Source organism: Thermonema rossianum DSM 10300, assembly GCF_000426825.1.
Lineage (GTDB): Bacteria > Bacteroidota > Bacteroidia > Cytophagales > Thermonemataceae > Thermonema > Thermonema rossianum.
Map to the genome: position 1 here is coordinate 110,932 of NZ_AUGC01000004.1, position 20,161 is coordinate 131,092.

General features: G+C 48.0%; 18 protein-coding genes. 9 read left to right on the plus strand and 9 right to left on the minus strand.

The annotated features are described in order from the left end of the window. A complete protein-coding gene (gene hemN, locus K384_RS02750; RefSeq protein WP_038029170.1) occupies positions 1 to 1,380 on the plus strand; it encodes an oxygen-independent coproporphyrinogen III oxidase in 1,380 nt (459 codons plus the stop codon). 23 nt (positions 1,381 to 1,403) lie between these two features. Here the strand turns inward: hemN and K384_RS02755 are convergent, their stop codons facing one another. The 5 genes from K384_RS02755 to K384_RS02775 form a co-directional block, all read right to left on the minus strand. After that, positions 1,404 to 2,291 carry a DUF3822 family protein gene (locus K384_RS02755; RefSeq protein ID WP_038029172.1) on the minus strand — a complete coding sequence of 296 codons (888 nt, stop codon included), beginning with the start codon at positions 2,289 to 2,291 and terminating at the stop codon, positions 1,404 to 1,406. Positions 2,292 to 2,386: 95 nt separating this feature from the next. Continuing rightward, the gene (locus K384_RS02760) at positions 2,387 to 3,010 is read right to left on the minus strand and encodes a hypothetical protein (RefSeq protein WP_038029174.1); all 624 of its coding nucleotides are present in this window, start codon (positions 3,008 to 3,010) and stop codon (positions 2,387 to 2,389) included. Positions 3,011 to 3,145: 135 nt separating this feature from the next. After that, the gene (locus K384_RS02765; protein WP_169737603.1) at positions 3,146 to 4,456 is read right to left on the minus strand and encodes a transglycosylase SLT domain-containing protein; all 1,311 of its coding nucleotides are present in this window, start codon (positions 4,454 to 4,456) and stop codon (positions 3,146 to 3,148) included. Next, the gene (locus K384_RS02770; RefSeq protein WP_038029178.1) at positions 4,407 to 5,030 is read right to left on the minus strand and encodes a class I SAM-dependent methyltransferase; all 624 of its coding nucleotides are present in this window, start codon (positions 5,028 to 5,030) and stop codon (positions 4,407 to 4,409) included. The genes K384_RS02765 and K384_RS02770 overlap by 50 nt, the downstream gene beginning before the upstream one ends. Next, positions 5,017 to 6,303 (minus strand): M16 family metallopeptidase, encoded by a 1,287-nt coding sequence (locus tag K384_RS02775; RefSeq protein WP_038029180.1) that lies wholly within the window; start codon positions 6,301 to 6,303, stop codon positions 5,017 to 5,019. The genes K384_RS02770 and K384_RS02775 overlap by 14 nt, the downstream gene beginning before the upstream one ends. Before the next feature lie 107 nt (positions 6,304 to 6,410). Between K384_RS02775 and K384_RS02780 the strand changes: the two genes are divergently transcribed. From K384_RS02780 to K384_RS02790, 3 genes are all read left to right on the plus strand, one after another. Next, positions 6,411 to 8,759 carry an ADOP family protein gene (locus K384_RS02780; RefSeq protein WP_038029182.1) on the plus strand — a complete coding sequence of 783 codons (2,349 nt, stop codon included), beginning with the start codon at positions 6,411 to 6,413 and terminating at the stop codon, positions 8,757 to 8,759. A 71-nt stretch (positions 8,760 to 8,830) separates the two neighbouring features. Next, positions 8,831 to 11,794, plus strand: coding sequence for a T9SS-dependent M36 family metallopeptidase (locus K384_RS02785; RefSeq protein WP_051633054.1), 2,964 nt, complete (start codon positions 8,831 to 8,833; stop codon positions 11,792 to 11,794). A 109-nt stretch (positions 11,795 to 11,903) separates the two neighbouring features. Further along, positions 11,904 to 13,367 carry a UDP-N-acetylmuramoyl-L-alanyl-D-glutamate--2,6-diaminopimelate ligase gene (locus tag K384_RS02790; protein ID WP_038029184.1) on the plus strand — a complete coding sequence of 488 codons (1,464 nt, stop codon included), beginning with the start codon at positions 11,904 to 11,906 and terminating at the stop codon, positions 13,365 to 13,367. A gap of 63 nt (positions 13,368 to 13,430) precedes the next feature. Here the strand turns inward: K384_RS02790 and hpf are convergent, their stop codons facing one another. The 4 genes from hpf to K384_RS02810 form a co-directional block, all read right to left on the minus strand. After that, positions 13,431 to 13,733: a ribosome hibernation-promoting factor, HPF/YfiA family gene (gene hpf, locus K384_RS02795; RefSeq protein WP_038029186.1), complete on the minus strand. Its 303-nt coding sequence runs from the start codon at positions 13,731 to 13,733 to the stop codon at positions 13,431 to 13,433. Between the two features lie 42 nt (positions 13,734 to 13,775). Next, positions 13,776 to 14,660, minus strand: a complete 885-nt coding sequence (xerA, locus tag K384_RS02800; protein ID WP_316928911.1) for a site-specific tyrosine recombinase/integron integrase — start codon at positions 14,658 to 14,660, stop codon at positions 13,776 to 13,778. A 79-nt stretch (positions 14,661 to 14,739) separates the two neighbouring features. Further along, positions 14,740 to 14,937 carry a 30S ribosomal protein S21 gene (gene rpsU, locus K384_RS02805; protein ID WP_038029188.1) on the minus strand — a complete coding sequence of 66 codons (198 nt, stop codon included), beginning with the start codon at positions 14,935 to 14,937 and terminating at the stop codon, positions 14,740 to 14,742. A gap of 105 nt (positions 14,938 to 15,042) precedes the next feature. Beyond that, the gene (locus K384_RS02810; protein WP_038029190.1) at positions 15,043 to 15,516 is read right to left on the minus strand and encodes a DUF4293 domain-containing protein; all 474 of its coding nucleotides are present in this window, start codon (positions 15,514 to 15,516) and stop codon (positions 15,043 to 15,045) included. A gap of 77 nt (positions 15,517 to 15,593) precedes the next feature. Here K384_RS02810 and K384_RS02815 point away from each other — a divergent pair, with 77 nt between their 5' ends. The 5 genes from K384_RS02815 to K384_RS13240 are packed head-to-tail and all read left to right on the plus strand — an operon-like array spanning position 15,594 to position 20,160. After that, a complete protein-coding gene (locus tag K384_RS02815) occupies positions 15,594 to 16,286 on the plus strand; it encodes a hypothetical protein (RefSeq protein WP_038029192.1) in 693 nt (230 codons plus the stop codon). A gap of 37 nt (positions 16,287 to 16,323) precedes the next feature. Then, complete coding sequence (locus K384_RS02820; protein WP_051633055.1) at positions 16,324 to 17,088, plus strand: TylF/MycF/NovP-related O-methyltransferase; 765 nt, start codon at positions 16,324 to 16,326, stop codon at positions 17,086 to 17,088. Positions 17,089 to 17,138: 50 nt separating this feature from the next. After that, positions 17,139 to 17,996, plus strand: coding sequence for a class I SAM-dependent methyltransferase (locus K384_RS02825; RefSeq protein ID WP_038029196.1), 858 nt, complete (start codon positions 17,139 to 17,141; stop codon positions 17,994 to 17,996). Positions 17,997 to 17,998: 2 nt separating this feature from the next. Continuing rightward, the gene (locus tag K384_RS02830) at positions 17,999 to 19,276 is read left to right on the plus strand and encodes a glycosyltransferase (RefSeq protein WP_038029198.1); all 1,278 of its coding nucleotides are present in this window, start codon (positions 17,999 to 18,001) and stop codon (positions 19,274 to 19,276) included. After that, on the plus strand, positions 19,273 to 20,160 hold the full coding sequence (locus tag K384_RS13240) for a glycosyltransferase family 2 protein (protein WP_051633056.1): 888 nt from the start codon (positions 19,273 to 19,275) through the stop codon (positions 20,158 to 20,160). Before K384_RS02830 ends, K384_RS13240 begins: the two co-directional genes overlap by 4 nt. The last annotated feature ends 1 nt before the right edge of the window (position 20,161 follow it).

The window sequence follows — 20,161 nt, forward strand, 5'->3', positions numbered from 1 at the left end:
ATGATACAATCCACTTCCTCACTGATTCGTAAATATGCTGTTCCCGGACCTCGCTATACCAGCTATCCGACCGTTCCTTTTTGGGAAAACAATGTAGAAGAGGAGGGATGGAAGGAAGCGGTGCGCTTTCGTTTCCGGGAAGAAAACCGGCAGCGGGGCATGAGCATCTACATTCATCTGCCCTATTGCGAGAGTTTATGCACTTACTGTGGTTGCAACAAGCGCATCACAAAGAATCATCAAGTAGAGCGCCCTTATATAGAAGCACTGTTGAAAGAGTGGGCGTTGTATATGGAGTTGTTTGGCGAAACGCCCCGCATACGTGAAATTCATTTGGGGGGCGGAACGCCCACTTTCTTCAGTCCGGCACATTTGCGCATGCTGATAGAAGGTATCACTGCCCATGCTCATTTGTTGCCCGACGCCGTATTGAGCTTTGAGGCACATCCTGCCAGCACCACGCTTGAGCATCTGATGGAGTTGTATGCTTTGGGATTTCGCCGATTGAGCTTGGGTATTCAAGACTTTGAGCCGGAAGTGCAAAAGGCAATTCATCGCATACAAACCTATGAGCAGGTGGAGAGGGTGGTGCGGCAAGCCCGTGCAGTGGGTTATGAGTCCATCAATTTCGATTTGATTTATGGTTTGCCCAAGCAGTCGAGGGAGTCCATTGCGCGTACTATTGAGCATGTAGAGCGCCTGAAGCCGGACCGCATTGCCTGGTATGCTTATGCCCATGTACCTTGGATGATGCCGGCACAGAAGAGCTTCGAGCGCTGGCTGCCTTCGCCCGAAGAAAAGTTGTCTTTTTATGAGTTTGGAAAACAGCGGTTGACCGAAGCAGGTTACCGCGACATAGGAATGGACCACTTTGCATTGCCGCATGATGCACTTTACAAGGCATACGAAAGCGGAAACTTGCATCGTAATTTTATGGGCTATACGGCAGTAGATACGCGCCTGCTGGTAGGCTTGGGTGCTTCTTCAATTGGCGATGCATGGAATGCTTTTACTCAAAATGAAAAGAAAATAGAAGACTATAAAAAGGCAGTAGAAGCCGGGCGCTTGCCTATTATCCGTGGGCACCGTTTGCATGAGGAAGACTTGCTTATCAGGCGCCATATCTTGGATTTGATGTGCCGTTACCACACGGTAGCAGACACACAAGCGCTTGGGGAAGAGAATAGCCGGCTTATCTTTAATGCCTTGCAGCCGCTTTGTGAAGATGGTTTGGTGGAAGTAAAGCCATTGAGCGGACAGCTGACAAGTATAGAAGTGCAAGCAGCCGGCAAGCCCTTTATTCGAAATATATGTATGGCTTTTGATCTGCGTTTGCACCGCAAGCAACGCAAAGAGCCCATTTTTTCTTCTACGGTGTAAAAAGCAATGGGGCTTTGCCGGGTTTAGTCTAAAAGATGCATGTTAAGCAGGTCATAATAGCGGTGGTCAAGTACCTCATCGAATTGGTAGCTAAAGAGCAGGTGCGGCGGACGACCGCTGAAGCGCAGGTCTTTTATATACTTGCGCAACAACTCTACCGACTTGGCACCGGGGCTGATTTCGCCATAAAGAAGCACGGGGGTTTCATGGGCTGGCATTTGTAGCTCATCCAGTGCAAAAAGGGTGAAATACACGAAGTCTTCGGGCGACAGTACGGGAAATTGATTGATGAGTTTGACTTGACCGCCCTTAACAGCCATGATGAGTATATACTTGGCTTCGCCATATACATGCAGGGCATTTTCAGGAAGGTTGCCCAGCGCAGTGTTTCTGTAAATGGCTTCTGCAAATACCTGTGCCTGATGATAAATATTGACACTTTGGTTCAGGTATATGTTTTGCAGACGGTTGGCCACGCTGCCGGAAGCTTTAAAGACGCAATGGGCTTGCAGCGCATTCGATTCGGAGAAGCGAGTAGCGTCATTATCCAACAGGGCGGCGGCATCTACGGCGTATTGCAGGTACTCGTCGCAGCGGTACATGTCAAACAACTCTGTGGGCACCCAACTGAAAGGAGTAGCCCGGAAAGCCAGCTGTACCTTTGCCCAGTAGCCGGCCTTTAACAGGCTGTGTTTTTCATACAGCTCATCGATGGCTTGCAAAAGCTCATCTTCTGTTTGGATGCGGGAGCCGCGATAATCTTCAAGCAACAGGCATCTTGATTCATGCGCATCGACGGCACAAAGGCGGATGGTCCGTCTGCTCACCATGATAGACAGAGTGTATTGCGACAGCCGGTCGGTATCTAAGGCTGCATCTTGTATTTTGTGGGCCGGTTTGTCGAAAATCATAGATGCCTTTTTTATTGAAAAATAATAAGCAAAAAACAAATAACAAGCAAGAAAGCCCCTTCAAGAGAAGGGGCAAAGATGATAAGGTGAAAAGCTTAGAATTCCCAGGTACCTTTGGTAGTGAGTTCGGTTTGCGAACCAAATGCCAATACTGGCTTCTTGCCTGCTTTGCGGTCGGGGTTTTCGGGGTTGGGGTCTGCCACATAAATCAAGCAGATGGTATTGCCGAAGTTCTCGGTTTGTCCTACGTAGAGGAAGAAGGTGTCGGGCTTGGCCGCTTGCTCTGTCTCTGTTTCTTCTTCAAGGGTATAGCCTGTTACATCCTTAATGGAGGGGCGCAAGGGTAGTTGTGCTATTTCTTCCGTGCTCATTCCTTTCAGCAGTGAGTCGTGCACGGCAACCACAGACAAAGTGTCGTAAGTAACAATGACGGAGTCGTTGCCCAAGTCTTCCTCGTGCTTCGATATGTTATAAAGGGAGTCTTCAAGTGCAAATTTGAGCAATTTTTCCCAGGAATCGGCATAGCATCCATACTTGGCATAATATGCTTGCTCCAGTTTGCGAATGATTTCCAAACGTTGGATGATGGCTTGTTCGGTGAGCTCGATGTTACGCTTCTTCTCAATTGGTTTACGCACGGTGTCGTAAATCTGAAAAGCAATAAAGAAGGCAGCTACAAATAAAACACTTGTGAGTATCCAGATAGTTGTTTTGCTCATTGCTTTTATTGTTTAACAGGTTTAATTGCTTCAAAAATACAAAAAATAAGAAATAGCAAAAGAGGCCCAAGAACTCTTTTGTGTGGCAATGAGATTATAGATGTTTATTTTACTGCTTTTACCTTTGGGCTTTTTTTACTCTCGCACCTCTATTGGTACATGGCGGGGACGCTTGTAGCGCAACCAGATGACTCGTCCTTTTTGTAGCGGCTCATCTTTTTTCATCCGGTTGCGTTTCAGCAGCTTCTTGTAACGCACGCCATACTGCTGCGATATTTTCCATAGGCTTTCATTTCCTTGAACAATATGGTACAGTTGCTCTGTTTTTTTTCGTTTTTTAGTGAAAAAGTAAGGAATATTAGCTTGGATGGCTGCGCCTTCCGGCAGGTCGTTGTATGCATAAAAATCATCCACGGAAATGCCGCCCAAGCGTGCCAATGATTCGGCTGTATCGTTTTCTTGAGCGATGACGGCGGTCATGCCGTTGATGGTAACGATTTTTCGTTGTGCAAAGCCGCCGGTAGCGGGTACGGCCGCAGGAGTGGAAGACGAAGTGCGGGGATAAACCACCTCCAGTTGTGCTATTTGCTCGTTGCGCAAAGGTACAATCAATAAATAGGTGTCATCGCCGGGAAGTGTGCTTTGTTTCAACCATGGATTATGGTGTGCAAGGGTCGCGGCGTCGGTTTGAAAGTAGGGGGCGAGCGCTTCCCACCGGCGGGGGACTTGGTCCGGTGCCCACGCTACGGCCGTTAAAACGGGCTCGGCTGCTTGTGCCCCGACGAGCTCTTCCAAAGCAATTTTGTGTGCAATAAAGCGAAGCAGATACCAGTGTGTATCGCCCCGTATTTTCATTGCATTTGCACCATAATAACGGGCATCGGTATAGGGTTTGGCGCCAAATGCCCCGGTATAATAGGCAATGACGGCATATGCCCAGTTTCGATAAAGCGCATAGTGCTTTTTCAAATAGCGTGCAGCCCCCCGGGTAGCATGCACCAGGTGCATGCGTTCATCTATTGAGTCGTCTATGCGTAGTCCTACTTCGCGTGCTGCTGCTTCTTTCATTTGCCAGTAGCCTACCGCTTGGGCAGATGAAACGGCATTGCCGCGCAGGCTACTTTCTTGCACCGCCAGGTACTTCAAATCTAAAGGCACTTGCTCTTCTTTCAATATATCTTCAATGAGAGGAAAATGCATGCGGGCTTTTTCGGCAAGACGCTCGAGATAGTACCGGTTTGCCCACAGCTTGTTTACTTCTTTTTGTATTTGCTGCCGGGCATCTTGGTCAAATTCAATGTCCAAATCCATCAAATGTATTTGGGCAGGCACGGCGGGGGCTACACTTTGTTGCGCAACTGCCGTGTTCGCGAATGCTATCCACAAGGTGCACACACTAAGGCAGGCGCGCCACCACTGAACGAATAAAGGAGCCAAAGAAATCATATTGTTGAAGAATTTGAACCGGTTGCCATTCCAAGCATTCAAAATAATGCCAAACATAACTGCCGGGCAAAGGTAAAAGCAGGCGGCAAACAAAGTACATGCACCGCAACATAGTTTGGTGCAGGCTATTGAGACAACAGTAGTCTGTGAGAAGCAGCAGCCCCCCGGCAGGAAGGCACCGGCGTATGAGTTGCATGAATTGCCGGGCTTCTTCGGGGGAATAGAGGTCAATAACAAAAGGAAGCCATACGGCATCTACCGAAAGAGCAGGCAATACATTTTCTGCTTCTTGTAAATAAAAAGAGATATTGGAGTGTCCTTCGGCATGTTGCCGGGCACGTTGCATCATGCCCGGTGCACACTCTATGTAGTGTACGTGTCCGTGCTGTAGATGCGACAGCAGCGCCGGCAGTATTTGCCCCGTACCGCCCCCAACCAGTGCCAGGCGGCTGTGAGGCGGCAGGTGAGGGATGAGCGCCCGTTGGGCGCGTTCGATATTCCCCAGGAAAGCAACCCGCATGAGTCCGTCGTAGAGGGGTGCCAAACGGTGAAAACTACGGCTATGCTTGCTCATCCGGTCCTACACTTATCCAGTGAAGCATATCCGGCAAAAAGTAGGAAGCAGCAGTTTGCTGCACTTCTCCGGGCAGTACCGCCCGGATGCGCTGCAAGTATTGAGTGAGCGAATCGAAGGGGCTGCCTTGCTTTAGCAGGCGGGCAAATGTATCGACACGCCGGAACATGTTGGAAAAGCTGTTGATGAATTGACTGATGAGGTGCAGTTGCACAGTATGCACTTCTTCAATGGCCGGAGGCGCTTCACTCAAACGCAGGAGTTCATGGCGTATCTCACGCAAAGCGTCCCGGGTGTGTTGGGCGCCCACTTCGGTAGCAATGGTATGCAAAGACAAATCCGGAAACTCTTGAATATAGCTATGCACACCATAGGTGTAGCCCTTATCTTCGCGCAAGTTTTGCATAAGACGTGAGCCGAAATAACCGCCCAGAAGGGTGTCGGTAACTACCAGCTTGTGATAGTCGGGGTGTTGCGGGGAAGGCAACACACGGCCGGCATAAATGCTCGATTGCAAGTGTTGAGGACCTTCCAGGTGGCATGCTTTAGGTGCCGGCGTGTCGCTTGTTGGATGATGAGAAAAAGGCGACTTGACAGGCAGGCTGCCCAAAAGGCGCTCGAGTTGTTCCATGATGAAGGCTTCTTGTGCGCCTGCTGCTACCACCATCATATTGCCGGCATGTATCTGACGTTGGTGATAGTCGTGCAGATCATTTTCAGTGGTTTGCTCGATATCTTGTAATTCTGTCAATCGCCCATAGGGGTGGTTGTCACCAAAGACCGCTTTTTTGAAAGCACGGGCAGCTACGTAGCTGTTTTTCTCCAGAGCGGTAATGAAGCTTTGTTGAAAGCGTTTTTTCTGAAGCTCGAAGCGGTCGGAAGGAAAGGTGGCATGGGCAAGGCTGTCGTGCAACATGGGGATAAGAGCAGGCAGGTGTCCGGCAAGGGCACTCACCGACAGTTGGCTGTAGGTAGTGTAGCTGCTATATCCTATGTTGGCACCATGGTAGTCGATGAGTTCGTTGATTTGCTCTGCGGTGTACTGCTTGCTTCCTTCCAACAGCATACGGCTGTGCAGCTGTGCTTGTGCCACGTGTGTGCCGGCACAGTTTCCGCCTTGTACAATGAGTTGGAAATAAACAAGCTCGCTGCTTTCATCTATAACCAAATAAACGGGAATGCCATTGGAAAGTAACTTCTTTTCGGGAAGAAGAATGTTTATGCTGTCTATTTGAAAGATGGGCGGTGCTTGTGTTCTGTCAAGAGTGGTCATGGTATTTTTCTTTTGCGTCCGTTTCGCTTACAATAAGCAAAGATACAAGGATGTTACTAATTTGCAGGATGCTATTTTCTGCATTTTTATAAACACCCGTCTTTCACATGATGCGTATAGCTGCATTCATATTTCCGTTTTCCGGCTCATGGTGGTTGCCTTCCACCTTGCTTGCTTTTCATCTTTTGTTGCTGACGGTAGCCATTCAGTTTTGGCAATATCATCACGAGTACGAGCGGGAGTTGCCCGGATACGAGCGTATCTACCGTTTGAGTGCTTCTTTCGATACGGAACAAGGGCGCCGCTATTTGGCAGCAGCACCGCCCGGCACCAACGAATGGCTGTCGTTTTTCTTTGAAGATGCTCTGGAGGGGTGCACCTATCTGCTGCCTACCGAAGGGGCAATTTTGAGTCATAAAGGGAAGTACCGTTTCTCTAAATATGTTTTCTTATCAGACTCTTCTTTTTTTCGTGTGTTTCAACTGCCCGTTGATAAGCATTTTGAAGCCAATCAAGCGGTGGCTTGGTTAAGCGATTCCGTAGCCCGGGCACTTGAAACAGAAAAGCCGGCAGACAGCCTCGAGGTGCGCTCTGCATCGGCGCTTTTTTTTGACGGTGTGTATCAATATGAAGGGCGCCTGCCTTTATCTTCTCAAACTCATTTACAAATAGATGCCCTTTTGTTAGGGGCACCATTGACACGCCGTCAGCAACTCTCTTGGCGCTACGTGTATGTGAAAATGCCGGCGTCTTTGACTTCCGAAGCAGAGCAATATTGGGAGAAGCGCATTACCGATTCTCTGAGCGTGCATTATAACGAGTACAAAGCCCTGCATTTTGAATTGACAGCTATTGACCGTTTGCATCTGAAGACCTGGGACATGCCCGAAGAAGAGCTGGCAATGGGCGATAGCTTGCCTCGCGTATTGCCTCAAGCCGTATTGGCAGTGGCTTCGTTTCTTTTCGTAGTAACGGCTTTTTATTATGCCCTCTGGCTCAGGATGCGCTGGATGATGCACCGGAAAGAGTGGTTTGTGCGTTGGGTATCCGGCGAAATGCCGGTGCTACTGTACGGGCGTTATCTCTTGTATGTATTTACTGCTTGGGGGGGCGTGGTGCTGCTTGCCGGTGTATTGCACGAGTGGTTACCCTATGAGCGCTGGTTTATGTTGCCGCGCATGGCTTCTTTCATGAAAGAAAGTCCGTTTGAACTTTGGATGGCTTGCGCCGGCGCTTGCATGTTTAGTTTTTGGATAGGGGCAAGGCAGCGTGTACGCTTTTTATCTGTTTACCGCCAACCGCAACGCCCGGCTTTTTCTTTACGGCCGGCAAGAATATTATGGCTGCCTCTTTGGGGGCAGTTACTGCTCTTTCTTTCTGCGGGGGGCATTCTGGGGTTAATGCTGCAGCAGCTTGCTTATGTGGAACGGCATCCTTTGGGATACGATACACGTGCTTTGGTGCTGGTGCGCCTGCCACAATACGGCGTGCAAGCCGGGCAATTGCAAGAGGCACAAAAGGCACTGTTGGAATTGCCCTTCGTGCGCTCGGTAGGGCGTGTGCTGGAGGTGCCTTCGGACCTGCTGCTGCCGCAGTTGATAGTGTATAAACAGGGACAAAAGCCCGGGGTGTGGCAATCGTTATTATGGGGACGCATGATGGTCATGGAGAATGCGCCCGACGCCTTGGGCGTGACTTTGTTGCGGGGGCGCTACTTCAAGCCGGAGGACGATGTGCGGACCACCTTAATGGTAAATGAAGAGGGCTACAAACAGCTCAATGGGGCAGCCCTCGCCTTTGTAACCGACAGCACGGGCAAGCCACTGCCTGCAAGAATCATAGGTGTAGTGCGCAACTTTCACTTCGAGAGCCTGCACCGTCCCGTTGTGCCGATGGTGTGGCTCAAAGGCGATGGACGCATAGGCAGCATATTGATACGCTTGAAGGAAGAAGTGAGCGAAAAACATTTGCAAGCCATTCACCGGCTGCTTGGTCAAACACTTCCCGCCGTGCCGTTTATCGAAGAAAAACAATATGATTTAGTGCGGCAACAGTACAACTATGAGCGGGTACTGGTGCGCCTTCTGGCTTTGGCTTGGGCAGCCATGATTCCCGGCTTCTTGCTTACGGCATGGATTGGTATCCGTCAGTGGATAGGATTACGGCAGCGCAGCGCAGCGCTTTACCGCTTATTGGGGGCTTCGGTATATGATTTCCTCCGGCAGGAGCTGAAAATACCTTTTGTGCTTGCTTGCCTGGCTTTGCTGTTGGTGATTTGGGTGCAATATGAAGTGGAAACGCGGTGGATTCAAGAGTATTTTGCCTACTTTTCGCCTGTTTGGTACTATAGCATGTGGGTTCCTGCCGGCTTGTTTGTATGCTCTATTGCAATGCTTTATGTGTTTGCTCTCTTCTTTTGGAAGCGTATATACTTACCTGAACAATTTCGTGTATAGTTGGTTTTTAATTTTTTGAATCGAAGGGTTACCTTTGCACTGACAAAATATTCTTTCAAAAATTTAGACACATGAGAAAAATTGTACTACTATCACTCGGTTTGCTGCTCACTTTGCTTGCTTCGTTGAGTGCACAGCAGCTGCCTTCCACACGGGTGGAGCAATTGAATGGGCATTTCCGGCTTTCTACATCTGCCCAAGACTGGGAGGTGACGCATCATTTCGAAAAGAACGGCGTGGAGTATTGGTACCTTCGTCGTATGTATCAGGGAATTCCCGTTTTTAATCAGCATGTAACGGCTGTTTTCCGCAAGGGGGAATTATTGCATGCTGCCGGTGCTCCTACTGACCTGAAGAATGTACAGGCTACCAAAGCAGCTGCCCTCGATGCCGCTGCTGCTTTTGCTAAAATACTGCAATATGCCGAGGCTGATACAGGTGGTTGGGAGACTGCCGGAGAGCACCGTGGCAATGGCGAATTTGTGGTGTATCGCCAAGAGAAAACCGGCGTCCGGTCAGTTTTGCGGCGTTTCTGGTGGCAAGAAGAAGACGGCAGTTTGCGCTTGGTATGGGCCGGAGCGGCGCCTTCGGCAAATCATGCTCATTGGTGGGAAGTGTTGGTAGATGCTTCGAATGGCGACATGGTGCAGCGTTTCGACTGGGCGGCGCACGACCATTGGGAACTCTGTTTGGAACACAGCAACCGGCGCTCTGCTGCACCGGTTCGTCAAGAACAGGCTGCTACAGTCAAGAAGAAAGGTGATGGAGCCAAATACAATGTGTTTGCTTTGCCTTTGGAAAGCCCCAACCATGGTTCCCGTTCCTTGGTGACCGACCCGGCAGACCCCACTGCCTCGCCTTATGGATGGCACGACGTAGATGGTGCTGCGGGGGCAGAATATACCATCACCCGCGGCAACAATGTGTACGCTTATGAAGATAGCAATGCAGATAACGCTCCGGGATACAGCCCGGATGGTGGTGCTTCCCTGAATTTCGACTTTCCGCTGGATATGGGACAGCAACGTCCCGACTTGTTTCAAGATGCCATTATTACCAATTTGTTTTATTGGAATAATATTATTCACGACGTCTTTTACCACTACGGCTTCGATGAAGTGAGTGGTAACTTTCAGCAAAATAACTACGGGCGTGGCGGGCAAGCCGGCGATGCTGTGAATGCAGAAGCACAGGACGGCTCCGGCACCAACAATGCCAATTTTGCCACCCCCCCGGATGGCACTTCACCTCGCATGCAAATGTACTTGTGGGTAGGTAATGTTTATGATGTAGAAATTACGGCACCGGCTTCTATTGCCGGCGAAAAACAAACTTCGCGCGCCCAGTTTGGTAAGCAGCTAAGTGAGCTGTCCGCACCTATTACAGCCGAGGTCGTATTGGCTGATGATGGTGTGGATACCACCACGAACGCCTGCAGTCCTTTGGTAAATAATGTAAGCGGTAAGATTGTGTTGATTGACCGTGGGGCATGTACTTTTGTAACCAAAGTAAAAAACGCGCAAAATGCGGGCGCAGTGGCAGTCATTGTTGCCAACTATGAAGATGCTTTGCTTAGCATGGGTGGCGAAGATGCTACTATCAACATACCGGTTGTGATGATAAAGAAATCAGATGGAGATGCCATCAAAACAGCTCTAAGCAATAACCAAACGGTTACGGCCACCATACGGTATGATGCGCGTGCCTTAGATAGCGACCTCGACAATGGCATTATCGTGCATGAGTATGGGCATGGTATTTCCACACGTTTGACCGGTGGCGCTGCTGTTTCTTCTTGTCTCAACAACGAAGAGCAAATGGGAGAAGGCTGGAGTGATTGGTTTGCCTTGATGCTGACCATGAAAGCCGGCGATACAGCCACTGACCCGCGCGGTATCGGTACCTTTGCTGCGGGGCAGCCTACAACAGGCGTAGGCATTCGCCCGGCGCCTTATACCACCGACATGAGCGTGAACGGATTCACTTATGCCGACTTGCCGAATCAGGGGCTTTCGGTGCCGCATGGCGTTGGTTTTGTATGGGCAACCATGCTTTGGGATTTAACCTGGAAGTTTATCGATTTATATGGTTTTGATTCGGACTTGATAAACGGCAATGGTGGAAACAACAAAGTATTGAAGCTGGTGGTGGAAGCGCTTAAAATGCAGCCTTGCAATCCCGGTTTTGTAGATGGGCGTGATGCCATCTTAGCCGCAGACAAAGTGCTCTATAATGGAGCGCACGAGCAAATAATATGGGACGTATTTGCCCGCAGAGGCTTGGGTTGGAGCGCTTCACAAGGCAGTAGCAATAGCCGTAGTGATGGCACCGCTGCTTTTGATGTGCCGCCGGCTTGCCGTGCCAATGCAGGTTATATCATTCCGCCTGCCGGAGCCAACAATGCATATGTGGGTGGCGACTTGCCCGCTTTTCAACACAACTACTTGGGTACGACTGCTGCCAACAGCAACCCCGGCACCGCTTACAACTACACTTACCTGCTGACCACAGTAGAGGCACCTTATGAAATACTGGCAGTAGAACCTACCGGTAACTTCAACTGGACAGGTTTGCCCCAAGGCAGTTATACAGTTTGGGGAGTGTCTTACGACAAGGGCAATACGCAGACCATCGAAACGTATTTGTCGGGCAAGAGTAATGTGAGCGATATCCAAGCAGACATTGACAACTCGGTAATATGTGCACACTTGTCTAATAAGGATAAGAATGGACAAGAAGTAATGGTGGAACTCAAAGATCCCTTGGAAGTAGAAAAAGTAAATCAATTAGGAATAGCCATTTATCCCAACCCGGTGAAAGACTACATGCTCCGCATGAATGCGGGCCAAGCGACAGGGCAAATGCTCCGGCTACAACTATGGAGCCTGGACGGCAAGTTGTTGTGGAAAGATACACGCCGTGCCGCTCAAGTGGAATGGATCCAATTGCCGGAATCTATCCGCCAAGGCACTTATGTGTTGAAGGTAGAAAATGAAAAAGGCGAGCAGAGTGTGCTCAAGTTGCTTGTGCAATAAGTGTATGCCGCCTTGGTTTTGAACAATAAAAGAAGAGGGCAGCCTGTCTGCCCTCATTTTTTTTCTATAATTTTACCTTCCTTGTTTGGTTATTGAACGAACAGAGATTATGACACACATACTTAGTGAGCTTCTTTCTGGCATAAAGATAATATCAGCCACGGGCGACATGCATGTGCCGGTGGCTGACCTTGCCTTTGACTCGAGGAAGGTGTTGCCCGGTACCCTCTTTGTGGCGGTGCGCGGTACCCAAACCGATGGGCATCAATACATAGGGCAAGCGTTGGCGGCCGGTGCGCGTGCGGTGGTGTGCGAGGCACTGCCGGCAGAGCTGCATCCGTCGGTAACTTATGTTCAGGTGGAAGATTCGGCAGAAGCCCTGGGACTACTGGCTGCCAATTTTTATGGGCGCCCTTCCGAAAAGCTGAAAGTGGTAGGAATAACCGGCACCAATGGCAAAACAACGACGGCTACGCTGCTTTACCGCTTGTTTATGGCTATGGGTTACCGGGTGGGGCTCATTTCAACAGTAGTCAACCGTATTGGAGAAGAAGAGTTGCCGGCTACTCATACCACCCCCGATGCGCTTTCGGTGCAGGCTTTGTTGGCAAAGATGCAGCAGGCCGGCTGTACGCACGTATTCATGGAGGTGAGCTCGCATGCCTTGGACCAAAGGCGGGTGGCCGGCTTACGTTTTACCGGTGGAGTTTTTACCAACATCAGCCGTGACCATCTGGACTACCACAAAACCTTTGAAGCTTATATCCGGGCAAAGCAGCGTCTTTTCAACGACTTGCCTGCCGGGGCTTTTGCCCTGAGCAACCGGGATGACAAACGGGGCGAGTATATGCTTCAAAACACACGTGCGCAGCGCCTGTTCTTTGCCTTAAAGCGCCCGGCCGACTTCAAAGGGCGTATATTGGAAAATACCATCGAAGGGCTTCATATGGAAATCAACGGCATAGAGGCTTGGTTTCGCTTAACAGGCGCTTTCAATGCTTATAACCTGACAGCAGTAGCAGGAACGGCGGTTGCTTTGGGCGAGCCCATTGATGTTGTTATTGAAACACTTTCCGGATTGAAAGGTGCACCGGGGCGTTTCGAGACGTTTGAAAGCAATGGAATAACAGCCATTGTAGATTATGCCCACACCCCGGATGCTCTTGCCAATGTGTTGCAAACCATCCGGGAGTTGCGCGTTCCCGGACAGCGTATTATTACCGTAGTGGGGTGTGGCGGAAATAGAGACAAAGGCAAGCGCCCGCTCATGGGGGCAATGGCAGCGCAAATGAGCGATTACGCCATCTTTACTTCCGACAACCCCCGCTACGAACAACCTATGGACATCATCCGGGATATGCTCGAAGGAGTGGGCGTGGCCGACAGAAAGAAAGTAATCGTTATAGAGGAGCGCAGGGCAGCCATTCGTGAGGCTATACAAATGGCTCAAAGAGGAGATATTGTTTTGGTGGCGGGCAAAGGGCACGAACCCTATCAAGAAATAGAGGGGGTAAAGCATCCTTTCGATGACAGGCAAGAGGTGCAGGCGGCTTTTGCAATGCTTCAACAGTAGCAGATACGCAAAAAGGCGGGCTTATGAACCCGCCTTTGCTGTTTTTATTTACTTTTTGCTTCCTTAATGAGTAGTCTCTTTTTCTTTTAGCTTAAGAATTTGACGCCGCAGGTTTTCTACCACTTCCACGGCAGCTGCCTCAAAGCTGGTATTGATGCTTTTAGAAAAGAGCGAATGCCCCGGAGCATTGAGTTTTATTTCTACTACTTTATTTTCCCGGCCGTGCTCGCCTTTGTCTAAGCGAAAGATCACTTCGCCATCCACAATGCGGTCGTAAAAACGGTCCAGCTTATTGAGCTTCTCTTGCACAAAGTCCAACAACTTCTGGTCGGCTTTGAAGTGAACGGATTGAAAGTTGACTCTCATAGGTCTTACTGTTTAAGAGTGAAACATGGAACTGAAAGAAAGTTAGGCTTTGGGATGCGCCTGCTCAAAGATATCTTTGAGGCGCTCCAAAGAATTGTGTGTGTAAATCTGGGTAGCACTTAGGCTGCTATGTCCCAGAATATCTTTAATGGCATTGAGTTCGGCGCCCCGGTTCAATAGATGGGTCGCAAAAGTATGTCGTAAAACATGGGGGCTTTTTTTCTCTTTATGATTGACCATAGTCAAATACCTTTGCACGATTCTGTATAAAAGCAGTGGATAGGCTTGCTCGCCTTTATTGCTTAAGATAACATATGGGGATGAATTTTCAAACTTTTTCTTTTTAAAAACAAAGTATTGTTTGAGCAGGTGCACCAAGTGGGTACTTATGGGTATGATGCGTTCTTTGTTGCCTTTACCTTTTACCTTTATAGTACTTTGCAGAAAGTCTATGTCCTGTTCTTTGAGTTGAATGAGTTCCGATTCGCGCATGCCGGTTTGGTAAAGAAGCTCCAACACCAGGCGATCGCGCATGCCGGCAAAAGTGTTGGGGAACTCTATTTCGTCGAGCAGTTGCTGCATAGCTCCTTCTTCCACAAAAGTGGGCGTGCGTTTGGGCGTTTTCATGGGTTTGATGCGCAGCGCCGGATTCACCTTGATAATGCCCTGTTTTAACAGGAATTTATAAAAAGACTTCAGCGTGGCTATCTTCCTGTTGATGGAACTTGCCTTCAGTCCTTGTTCAGATAGGTGCACTACCCAAGAGCGCAGTGCATTATGGTCCACTTGGCTGAGGTCGCCGGTTTCGTATATCTCTTCTACGTAGCTTTGAAACTGCGCCAAATCGTGCGCATAAGAAGCGATGGTGTGGGGGCTTCGGCGCTTTTCGTATTCCAGATATTGTAAAAACTTATCAATCAAGTGCATAAAAAAAGGGGTTACAAGCTTTGATTGGCTTATAACCCCAATATAGAAAATTAAAGCGAAAAGCAATAGATTGCCGGCATTAGCCTTGCATTTCGCTTTGTGCTTTTTTCTGACGGTAGATGGCGCGTGCCAGCTCGCGTTTTCTCTTTACAGAAGGCTTTTCATAAAAAGTGCGGGCACGGAACTCGCGCAATACGCCTGCTTTGTCAAGCTTCTTCTTGAAGCGCTTGAGCGCCTTGTCGATAGATTCGTTTTCTTTTACGGTTACGCTGATCATATTTGCTTAAACACCCCCTTTCTTTTTGGTTTTACATCATGGTGAATGATGCGGCTGCAAAGGTACGGATTGTTAAATAAAAAAACAAGTGCATTTGCTGTGGTTTTATCGAAGCCGGTCAGCGGAGCGCACCAGCTTCTCGTCGCGCCGGATGAAACGGTTGGCAAGGGTGATAAACAGCATGGCGGCAATGATTACAAAGAAGCCGTAATAATGACCACGTTGTTGGGGCAGAAACAGCTTCTCATAGTTGGTGATGACATGATACACAGACCACAGAGTAAGCACCATCAGTACCAACGAATTGATAGCATTGAGTTTGATTTGCTTGAGGCGGTTGGTATAGCTGAACAGCGAGCCGAAGGAAAGTGCTGCTGATGCCAGCGCCAAGGGTACAAAATAATAAATGATTTCGCGGCTTAGTTCTTCCCCACCTTTTATATGCACAAACTTCCATAAATAAAGCGTTGCTTCTTGGTCACCTTGCGGGCTGGATTTGGTCCAAAGGGGAATGTAAAAAAGCAATAAGACGCTGATGCCTGCCAATGCTAAAAATACGGATTGAATGCGTTGTATCATAGTTTGTGATTCATTTAACAAGTACTAAATTGATGCTGCAATATTAATACATTTTCATTAAAAGCGAGAAAAAGCCTATGTTGCTTCAGATAATGGCAGACGGCGGACCGGTATACCGGGAGACCCTCATGGCTACTGCCGGTCAGTTGCCGGTAGAGCCTTGGAATGCCCTGTCTTCACTGGCTTTGTGTGTACCCGCCGTTTATTGGTTCCTGCGTATTAAAGAAAGCCTGAGAAGAACCCCTGTTTTGTTTAGTTGTTGTGTCTTGTTGTTGCTCAATGGCATAGGCAGCACCCTCTTTCATGCTTTTCGTGTGTCGGAGTGGCTGCTGTGGATGGATGTGTTGCCCGCCCTCTTGCTTACCCTTGTGTTGGCGGGCTATTTTTGGCGTGTGTATCTGCAAGACACAAAAAGATGGTGGCTTGCCATGGGGGGCTTTTTGCTGCTTATGCTGGCAAGCGGGCGGGTACTGCATGGCAGCTGGTATGTGAATATGCAATATTTGATACGGGGGCTTTTCCTGTTGTTGCCCGCTTGGGGCATACTTCAAAAAACCCGTTTTATGGCATGGCGTGCTTTGGCTATTGCCGGCTTCTTTCTATCTTTGAGTTTAGGCTTCCGTTTGCTGGATAAAATAACCGTCGAATGGCTGCCTATGGGCACCCACTTCTTGTGGCATTTGATGTCGGCAGTAGGCGCCTGGTTTTTGGGTAAGTACTTGCTGGCATTGGAGCACTATTGGCTGCATCGCCGTTTGGAATGTGGGTGATTTTTAATTATTTGGTATAAATGAATAAATGATGAGTATGTGGCATGATTATATCCAAAAAATAAAGTCTTTTTTAGGAAGAAGAAGTAGTAACGAAAAAAGCCAAGGGCAAGAGATTCGTTATCTTCCTGATTTTACAGATAGAGAGAAGGAAATAATCAAGAAAGCAGCGCCATATACCATGACGAGTGAAGAAAGAATGGTCTCGCTTTGCCGTGCAATGGACTATGTGATTAAAAACAATATAGAAGGGGATTTGGTGGAATGTGGCGTGTGGCGTGGAGGTAGCTCTATGATTATGGCCATGAAGCTGCTCGAATACGGTATCCGGGACAGAAAAATTTATTTGTATGACACCTTTGAAGGAATGACACCGCCTTCTGATGTAGATGAGAGTTTTCAGGGCGAAAAGGCTATAGAGATTCTTAAACAAAGAGTAAAAACAAAGGCCGACCCTTATTGGGCGTATGCAACTCTTGATGATGTTAAGCTTAATTTGCAAAGGACAGGAATTCCTACGGAGCAGCTTTGTTTTGTTCAGGGCAAAGTAGAAGAAACACTCCCCGCAGTTTTGCCCGATAAAATAGCATTACTTAGGTTAGATACAGACTGGTACGAGTCCACTTATCATGAGCTTGTACATTTGTACCCTAAGCTTGTGCGCGGTGGTATTCTTATAATTGACGACTATGGGCATTGGAAAGGGGCAAGGCGTGCAGTTGAGCAATATTTGCAAGAAAATGGCATTAAAATCTTTCTTAGCAGGATTGATTATACAGGTAGGATAGCGGTGAAACTATAACAAGCGCTCAGTGGAATTTTTTACGGCATATGCTAATGTAATCTCATCTCATGAAGTATCTAAACCTTGGCTGCGGATATCGTTATCATCCTGATTGGGTGAATATAGATTTCGTTTCAACGGGACCGGGTGTGCTGGCACATGATTTACGGAAAGGCATCCCCTTTCCCGATAATCATTTTGATGTAGTGTATCACTCCCATGTATTGGAGCATTTTCCTAAGGAAGAAGCTGCCGGTTTTTTGCGGGAGTGCTATCGCGTGTTGAAGCCCGGGGGTATTTTGCGTGTGGCAGTTCCCGACTTGGAGCAAATAGTGCGTGAGTATTTGCGTCATTTAGAAGCTGCATGGCAGGGAGATAGAGGGGCAATGCATAACTATGAGTGGATTATGCTGGAAATGTACGATCAAACAGTGCGCAATGAACCGGGAGGAGAAATGGCAAAGTACCTTTGTCAGGAACACTTGCCTAATGAAGAGTATGTATATAAGCGCATAGGTGAAGAAGGGCGTGCCATCAGGCGGGCATTCTTGACACACCATAAAACAAAGGAAAGGGCGGGCAGCAAGCAAGCTGAGCAAGAGCATCCCCCCCTGTGGAGGCGTTTCTTGAGCGGAGTGAAGCGACTGATAAGGAATGCGTTCTTTAAAACGGAAAGTATCTATAGTCCCGAAAACCATGATGCTTATCGTATCGGGAAGTTCCGTTTGAGCGGTGAAGTGCATTATTGGATGTATGACCGTTATTCTTTAAAAAAGCTATTGGAGCAGAGTGGCTTTCGTAAGGTGCAACTCAAAAGCCCCTTTGATAGCGACATACCGGGGTGGAGTACCTTTGAACTGGAGGTAAGAGATGGAATAGTTTTTAAGCCCGACTCCTTATTTATGGAAGCATATAAGCCAAGATAACAATGAAAATTGTTCATATCAATACCTATGACCGGGGTGGCGCAGCCAATGCCTGTCTGCGCTTACACATGGGCTTGCGCAACTTGGATGTAGAGTCAAAAGCGCTTTTAAAGTACAAGACAAGACACATAGAAGATACTTACGTCTATAATCCGGATGAAGCTTCGTGGAGTGATAAAGTCAAAAATAAGCTGGTAAGAATAGGGCGGGAGTTGAAACTGCTGCCATGGATTCCGTATTATGAACGACGTGCCCTTGCCTTGCAGCAATACAGAGAAGGCCTGGAAATGATTAGCTACCCTTTTTCAGATGTAGATATTACCGCAAGTGAGCTCTATCAAGAAGCGGATATCGTCCATCTGCATTGGGTTGCCGGCTTTTTGGATTGGAAGTCTTTCTTTCAAAAGAACACTAAGCCGGTTGTGTGGACGCTTCACGATCAAAATCCTTTCTTGGGAATAGAGCATTATGCGGAGCGTTTCCGGGGTATGGACAGCAACGGTAAGCCCATCCCGCGGGTGTATGCCCCCCAAGAACAAGCAGAAGAGCAGAAAATGCGGAAATACAAGCAGCAGATGCTTGCCCGGCTAAAAGGCGAGCTGCTTGTAGCATGTCCATCTTTATGGCTGATGAAAGAGTCACAAAAAAGCGAACTATTGGGAGCATATGAGCACAGGCATATTCCTTATGGCTTCCCTACGCATATATTCAAACCTCTTGACAAGGGCTTTTGCAGAGAGGTATTGGGTCTGCCAAAGAGCGGCAAGGTATTGCTTTTCGTTTCTGATGTCTTGGAAAACAAGAGAAAAGGGTTTGCTTTCTTGAAAGCTGCTTTGAACAATGGGCGCTACAACGGCTGGATTCTTTGTGCCGTAGGCAAGAAGACCGCCGGCGCTTCCTCGTCAGAAATTATTGAGTTGGGTGCGATTTATGACGAGCGTCTCATGGCTATGGCTTATGCGGCTGCTGATTTGTTCGTGATTCCTTCACTTGAAGATAATCTGCCCAATACTATGATTGAAGCCTTGCTCTGCGGAACCCCTGTGGTAGGCTTCCCTGTGGGAGGAATTGCGGAGGTTATACAAGACGGACACAATGGCTGGCTTTGTCCCGAAATAAGTGTGGAGGCTTTGTCTGCTACTATAGAACGAGCCATGAGGGAGGCAGACAACATGGATAGGGCGCAAATCGCTGCAGAAGCAGCCGAAAAATACAATATGGAAAAGCAAGCCCGGGCGTATATAAAGGTCTATGAAGAGCTTTTAAACAAAACCACATGAGCAGACTTCCATTCATATCGGTCATTACGCCAACCTTCAATGCATCGAAGACCATACGGGCATGCTTGGAAAGCGTAGCACAGCAAAATTATCCTCATCTGGAACACTGGATAATCGACGGGCTTTCTACCGACGATACCATGAGCATCGTAGAGGAGTATGCCCGTCAATATCCGCATATCCGCTATGTGTCTGAAAAAGACAAGGGCATTTACGATGCCATGAATAAAGGCATCGATTTGGCTAAGGGAGATTTTCTTTACTTTTTGGGAGCGGATGATGTGTTGTTACCCGGTATCATCAATCAATTGACACATGAGCTTGATTGGCAACAGTATGATTTGATATATGGTAAGGTTCGCTACCCTTCTGCTATATGCGGAAGAGCTTTTACCAAAGAAGCCTTGACCCCTGATTTGTGTATAAGCCCCTTTATCCATCTTTTTGTGCATCATCAAGGCAGTTTTATAAGAAAAAACTTGTTTGGACGATTTGGGAAGTATGAACCTCGCTATCCCATTGGTGCTGATGTTCATTTTTTTATGAAGATTATCAACCATACAGATGTGCGCTCTACTTTTGTAGATGAAGAAATTGCATTTTTAGGTGATCAAGGGATGAGCTGTCAAAAAGAAGAAATGAATCTGCGATTTGACTTCCCTATATTGGCAAGAAAGTATTTAGGGATATCTATCGATGAAAAGGCATATTACCGGCATTTTGCCAAGTATCCTTTTGACGCTTTGTATCGAGGCAACTGGGCAGAAGGGCTAAAATGGATACTACGTGCAGCTACAAGAACCAAAGATTGGACTTTCTATATAAAGAATTCGTTGTATTGGCTTCGTGAAAGACTCAAAAAGAAAAATGTGTACAAGACATAAA

Coding starts and splice junctions, on each gene's coding strand:
- K384_RS02755 (WP_038029172.1), bottom strand. CDS start 2,291: ATGATTTTCGACAAACCGGCCCACAAAATACAAGATGCAGCCTTAGAT.
- K384_RS02825 (WP_038029196.1), top strand. CDS start 17,139: ATGAAGTATCTAAACCTTGGCTGCGGATATCGTTATCATCCTGATTGG.
- K384_RS02815 (WP_038029192.1), top strand. CDS start 15,594: ATGTTGCTTCAGATAATGGCAGACGGCGGACCGGTATACCGGGAGACC.
- rpsU (WP_038029188.1), bottom strand. CDS start 14,937: ATGATCAGCGTAACCGTAAAAGAAAACGAATCTATCGACAAGGCGCTC.
- xerA (WP_316928911.1), bottom strand. CDS start 14,660: ATGCACTTGATTGATAAGTTTTTACAATATCTGGAATACGAAAAGCGC.
- K384_RS02760 (WP_038029174.1), bottom strand. CDS start 3,010: ATGAGCAAAACAACTATCTGGATACTCACAAGTGTTTTATTTGTAGCT.
- K384_RS13240 (WP_051633056.1), top strand. CDS start 19,273: ATGAGCAGACTTCCATTCATATCGGTCATTACGCCAACCTTCAATGCA.
- K384_RS02770 (WP_038029178.1), bottom strand. CDS start 5,030: ATGAGCAAGCATAGCCGTAGTTTTCACCGTTTGGCACCCCTCTACGAC.
- K384_RS02780 (WP_038029182.1), top strand. CDS start 6,411: ATGATGCGTATAGCTGCATTCATATTTCCGTTTTCCGGCTCATGGTGG.
- K384_RS02790 (WP_038029184.1), top strand. CDS start 11,904: ATGACACACATACTTAGTGAGCTTCTTTCTGGCATAAAGATAATATCA.
- hemN (WP_038029170.1), top strand. CDS start 1: ATGATACAATCCACTTCCTCACTGATTCGTAAATATGCTGTTCCCGGA.
- K384_RS02810 (WP_038029190.1), bottom strand. CDS start 15,516: ATGATACAACGCATTCAATCCGTATTTTTAGCATTGGCAGGCATCAGC.
- K384_RS02765 (WP_169737603.1), bottom strand. CDS start 4,456: ATGATTTCTTTGGCTCCTTTATTCGTTCAGTGGTGGCGCGCCTGCCTT.
- K384_RS02830 (WP_038029198.1), top strand. CDS start 17,999: ATGAAAATTGTTCATATCAATACCTATGACCGGGGTGGCGCAGCCAAT.
- K384_RS02775 (WP_038029180.1), bottom strand. CDS start 6,303: ATGACCACTCTTGACAGAACACAAGCACCGCCCATCTTTCAAATAGAC.
- K384_RS02820 (WP_051633055.1), top strand. CDS start 16,324: ATGTGGCATGATTATATCCAAAAAATAAAGTCTTTTTTAGGAAGAAGA.
- hpf (WP_038029186.1), bottom strand. CDS start 13,733: ATGAGAGTCAACTTTCAATCCGTTCACTTCAAAGCCGACCAGAAGTTG.
- K384_RS02785 (WP_051633054.1), top strand. CDS start 8,831: ATGAGAAAAATTGTACTACTATCACTCGGTTTGCTGCTCACTTTGCTT.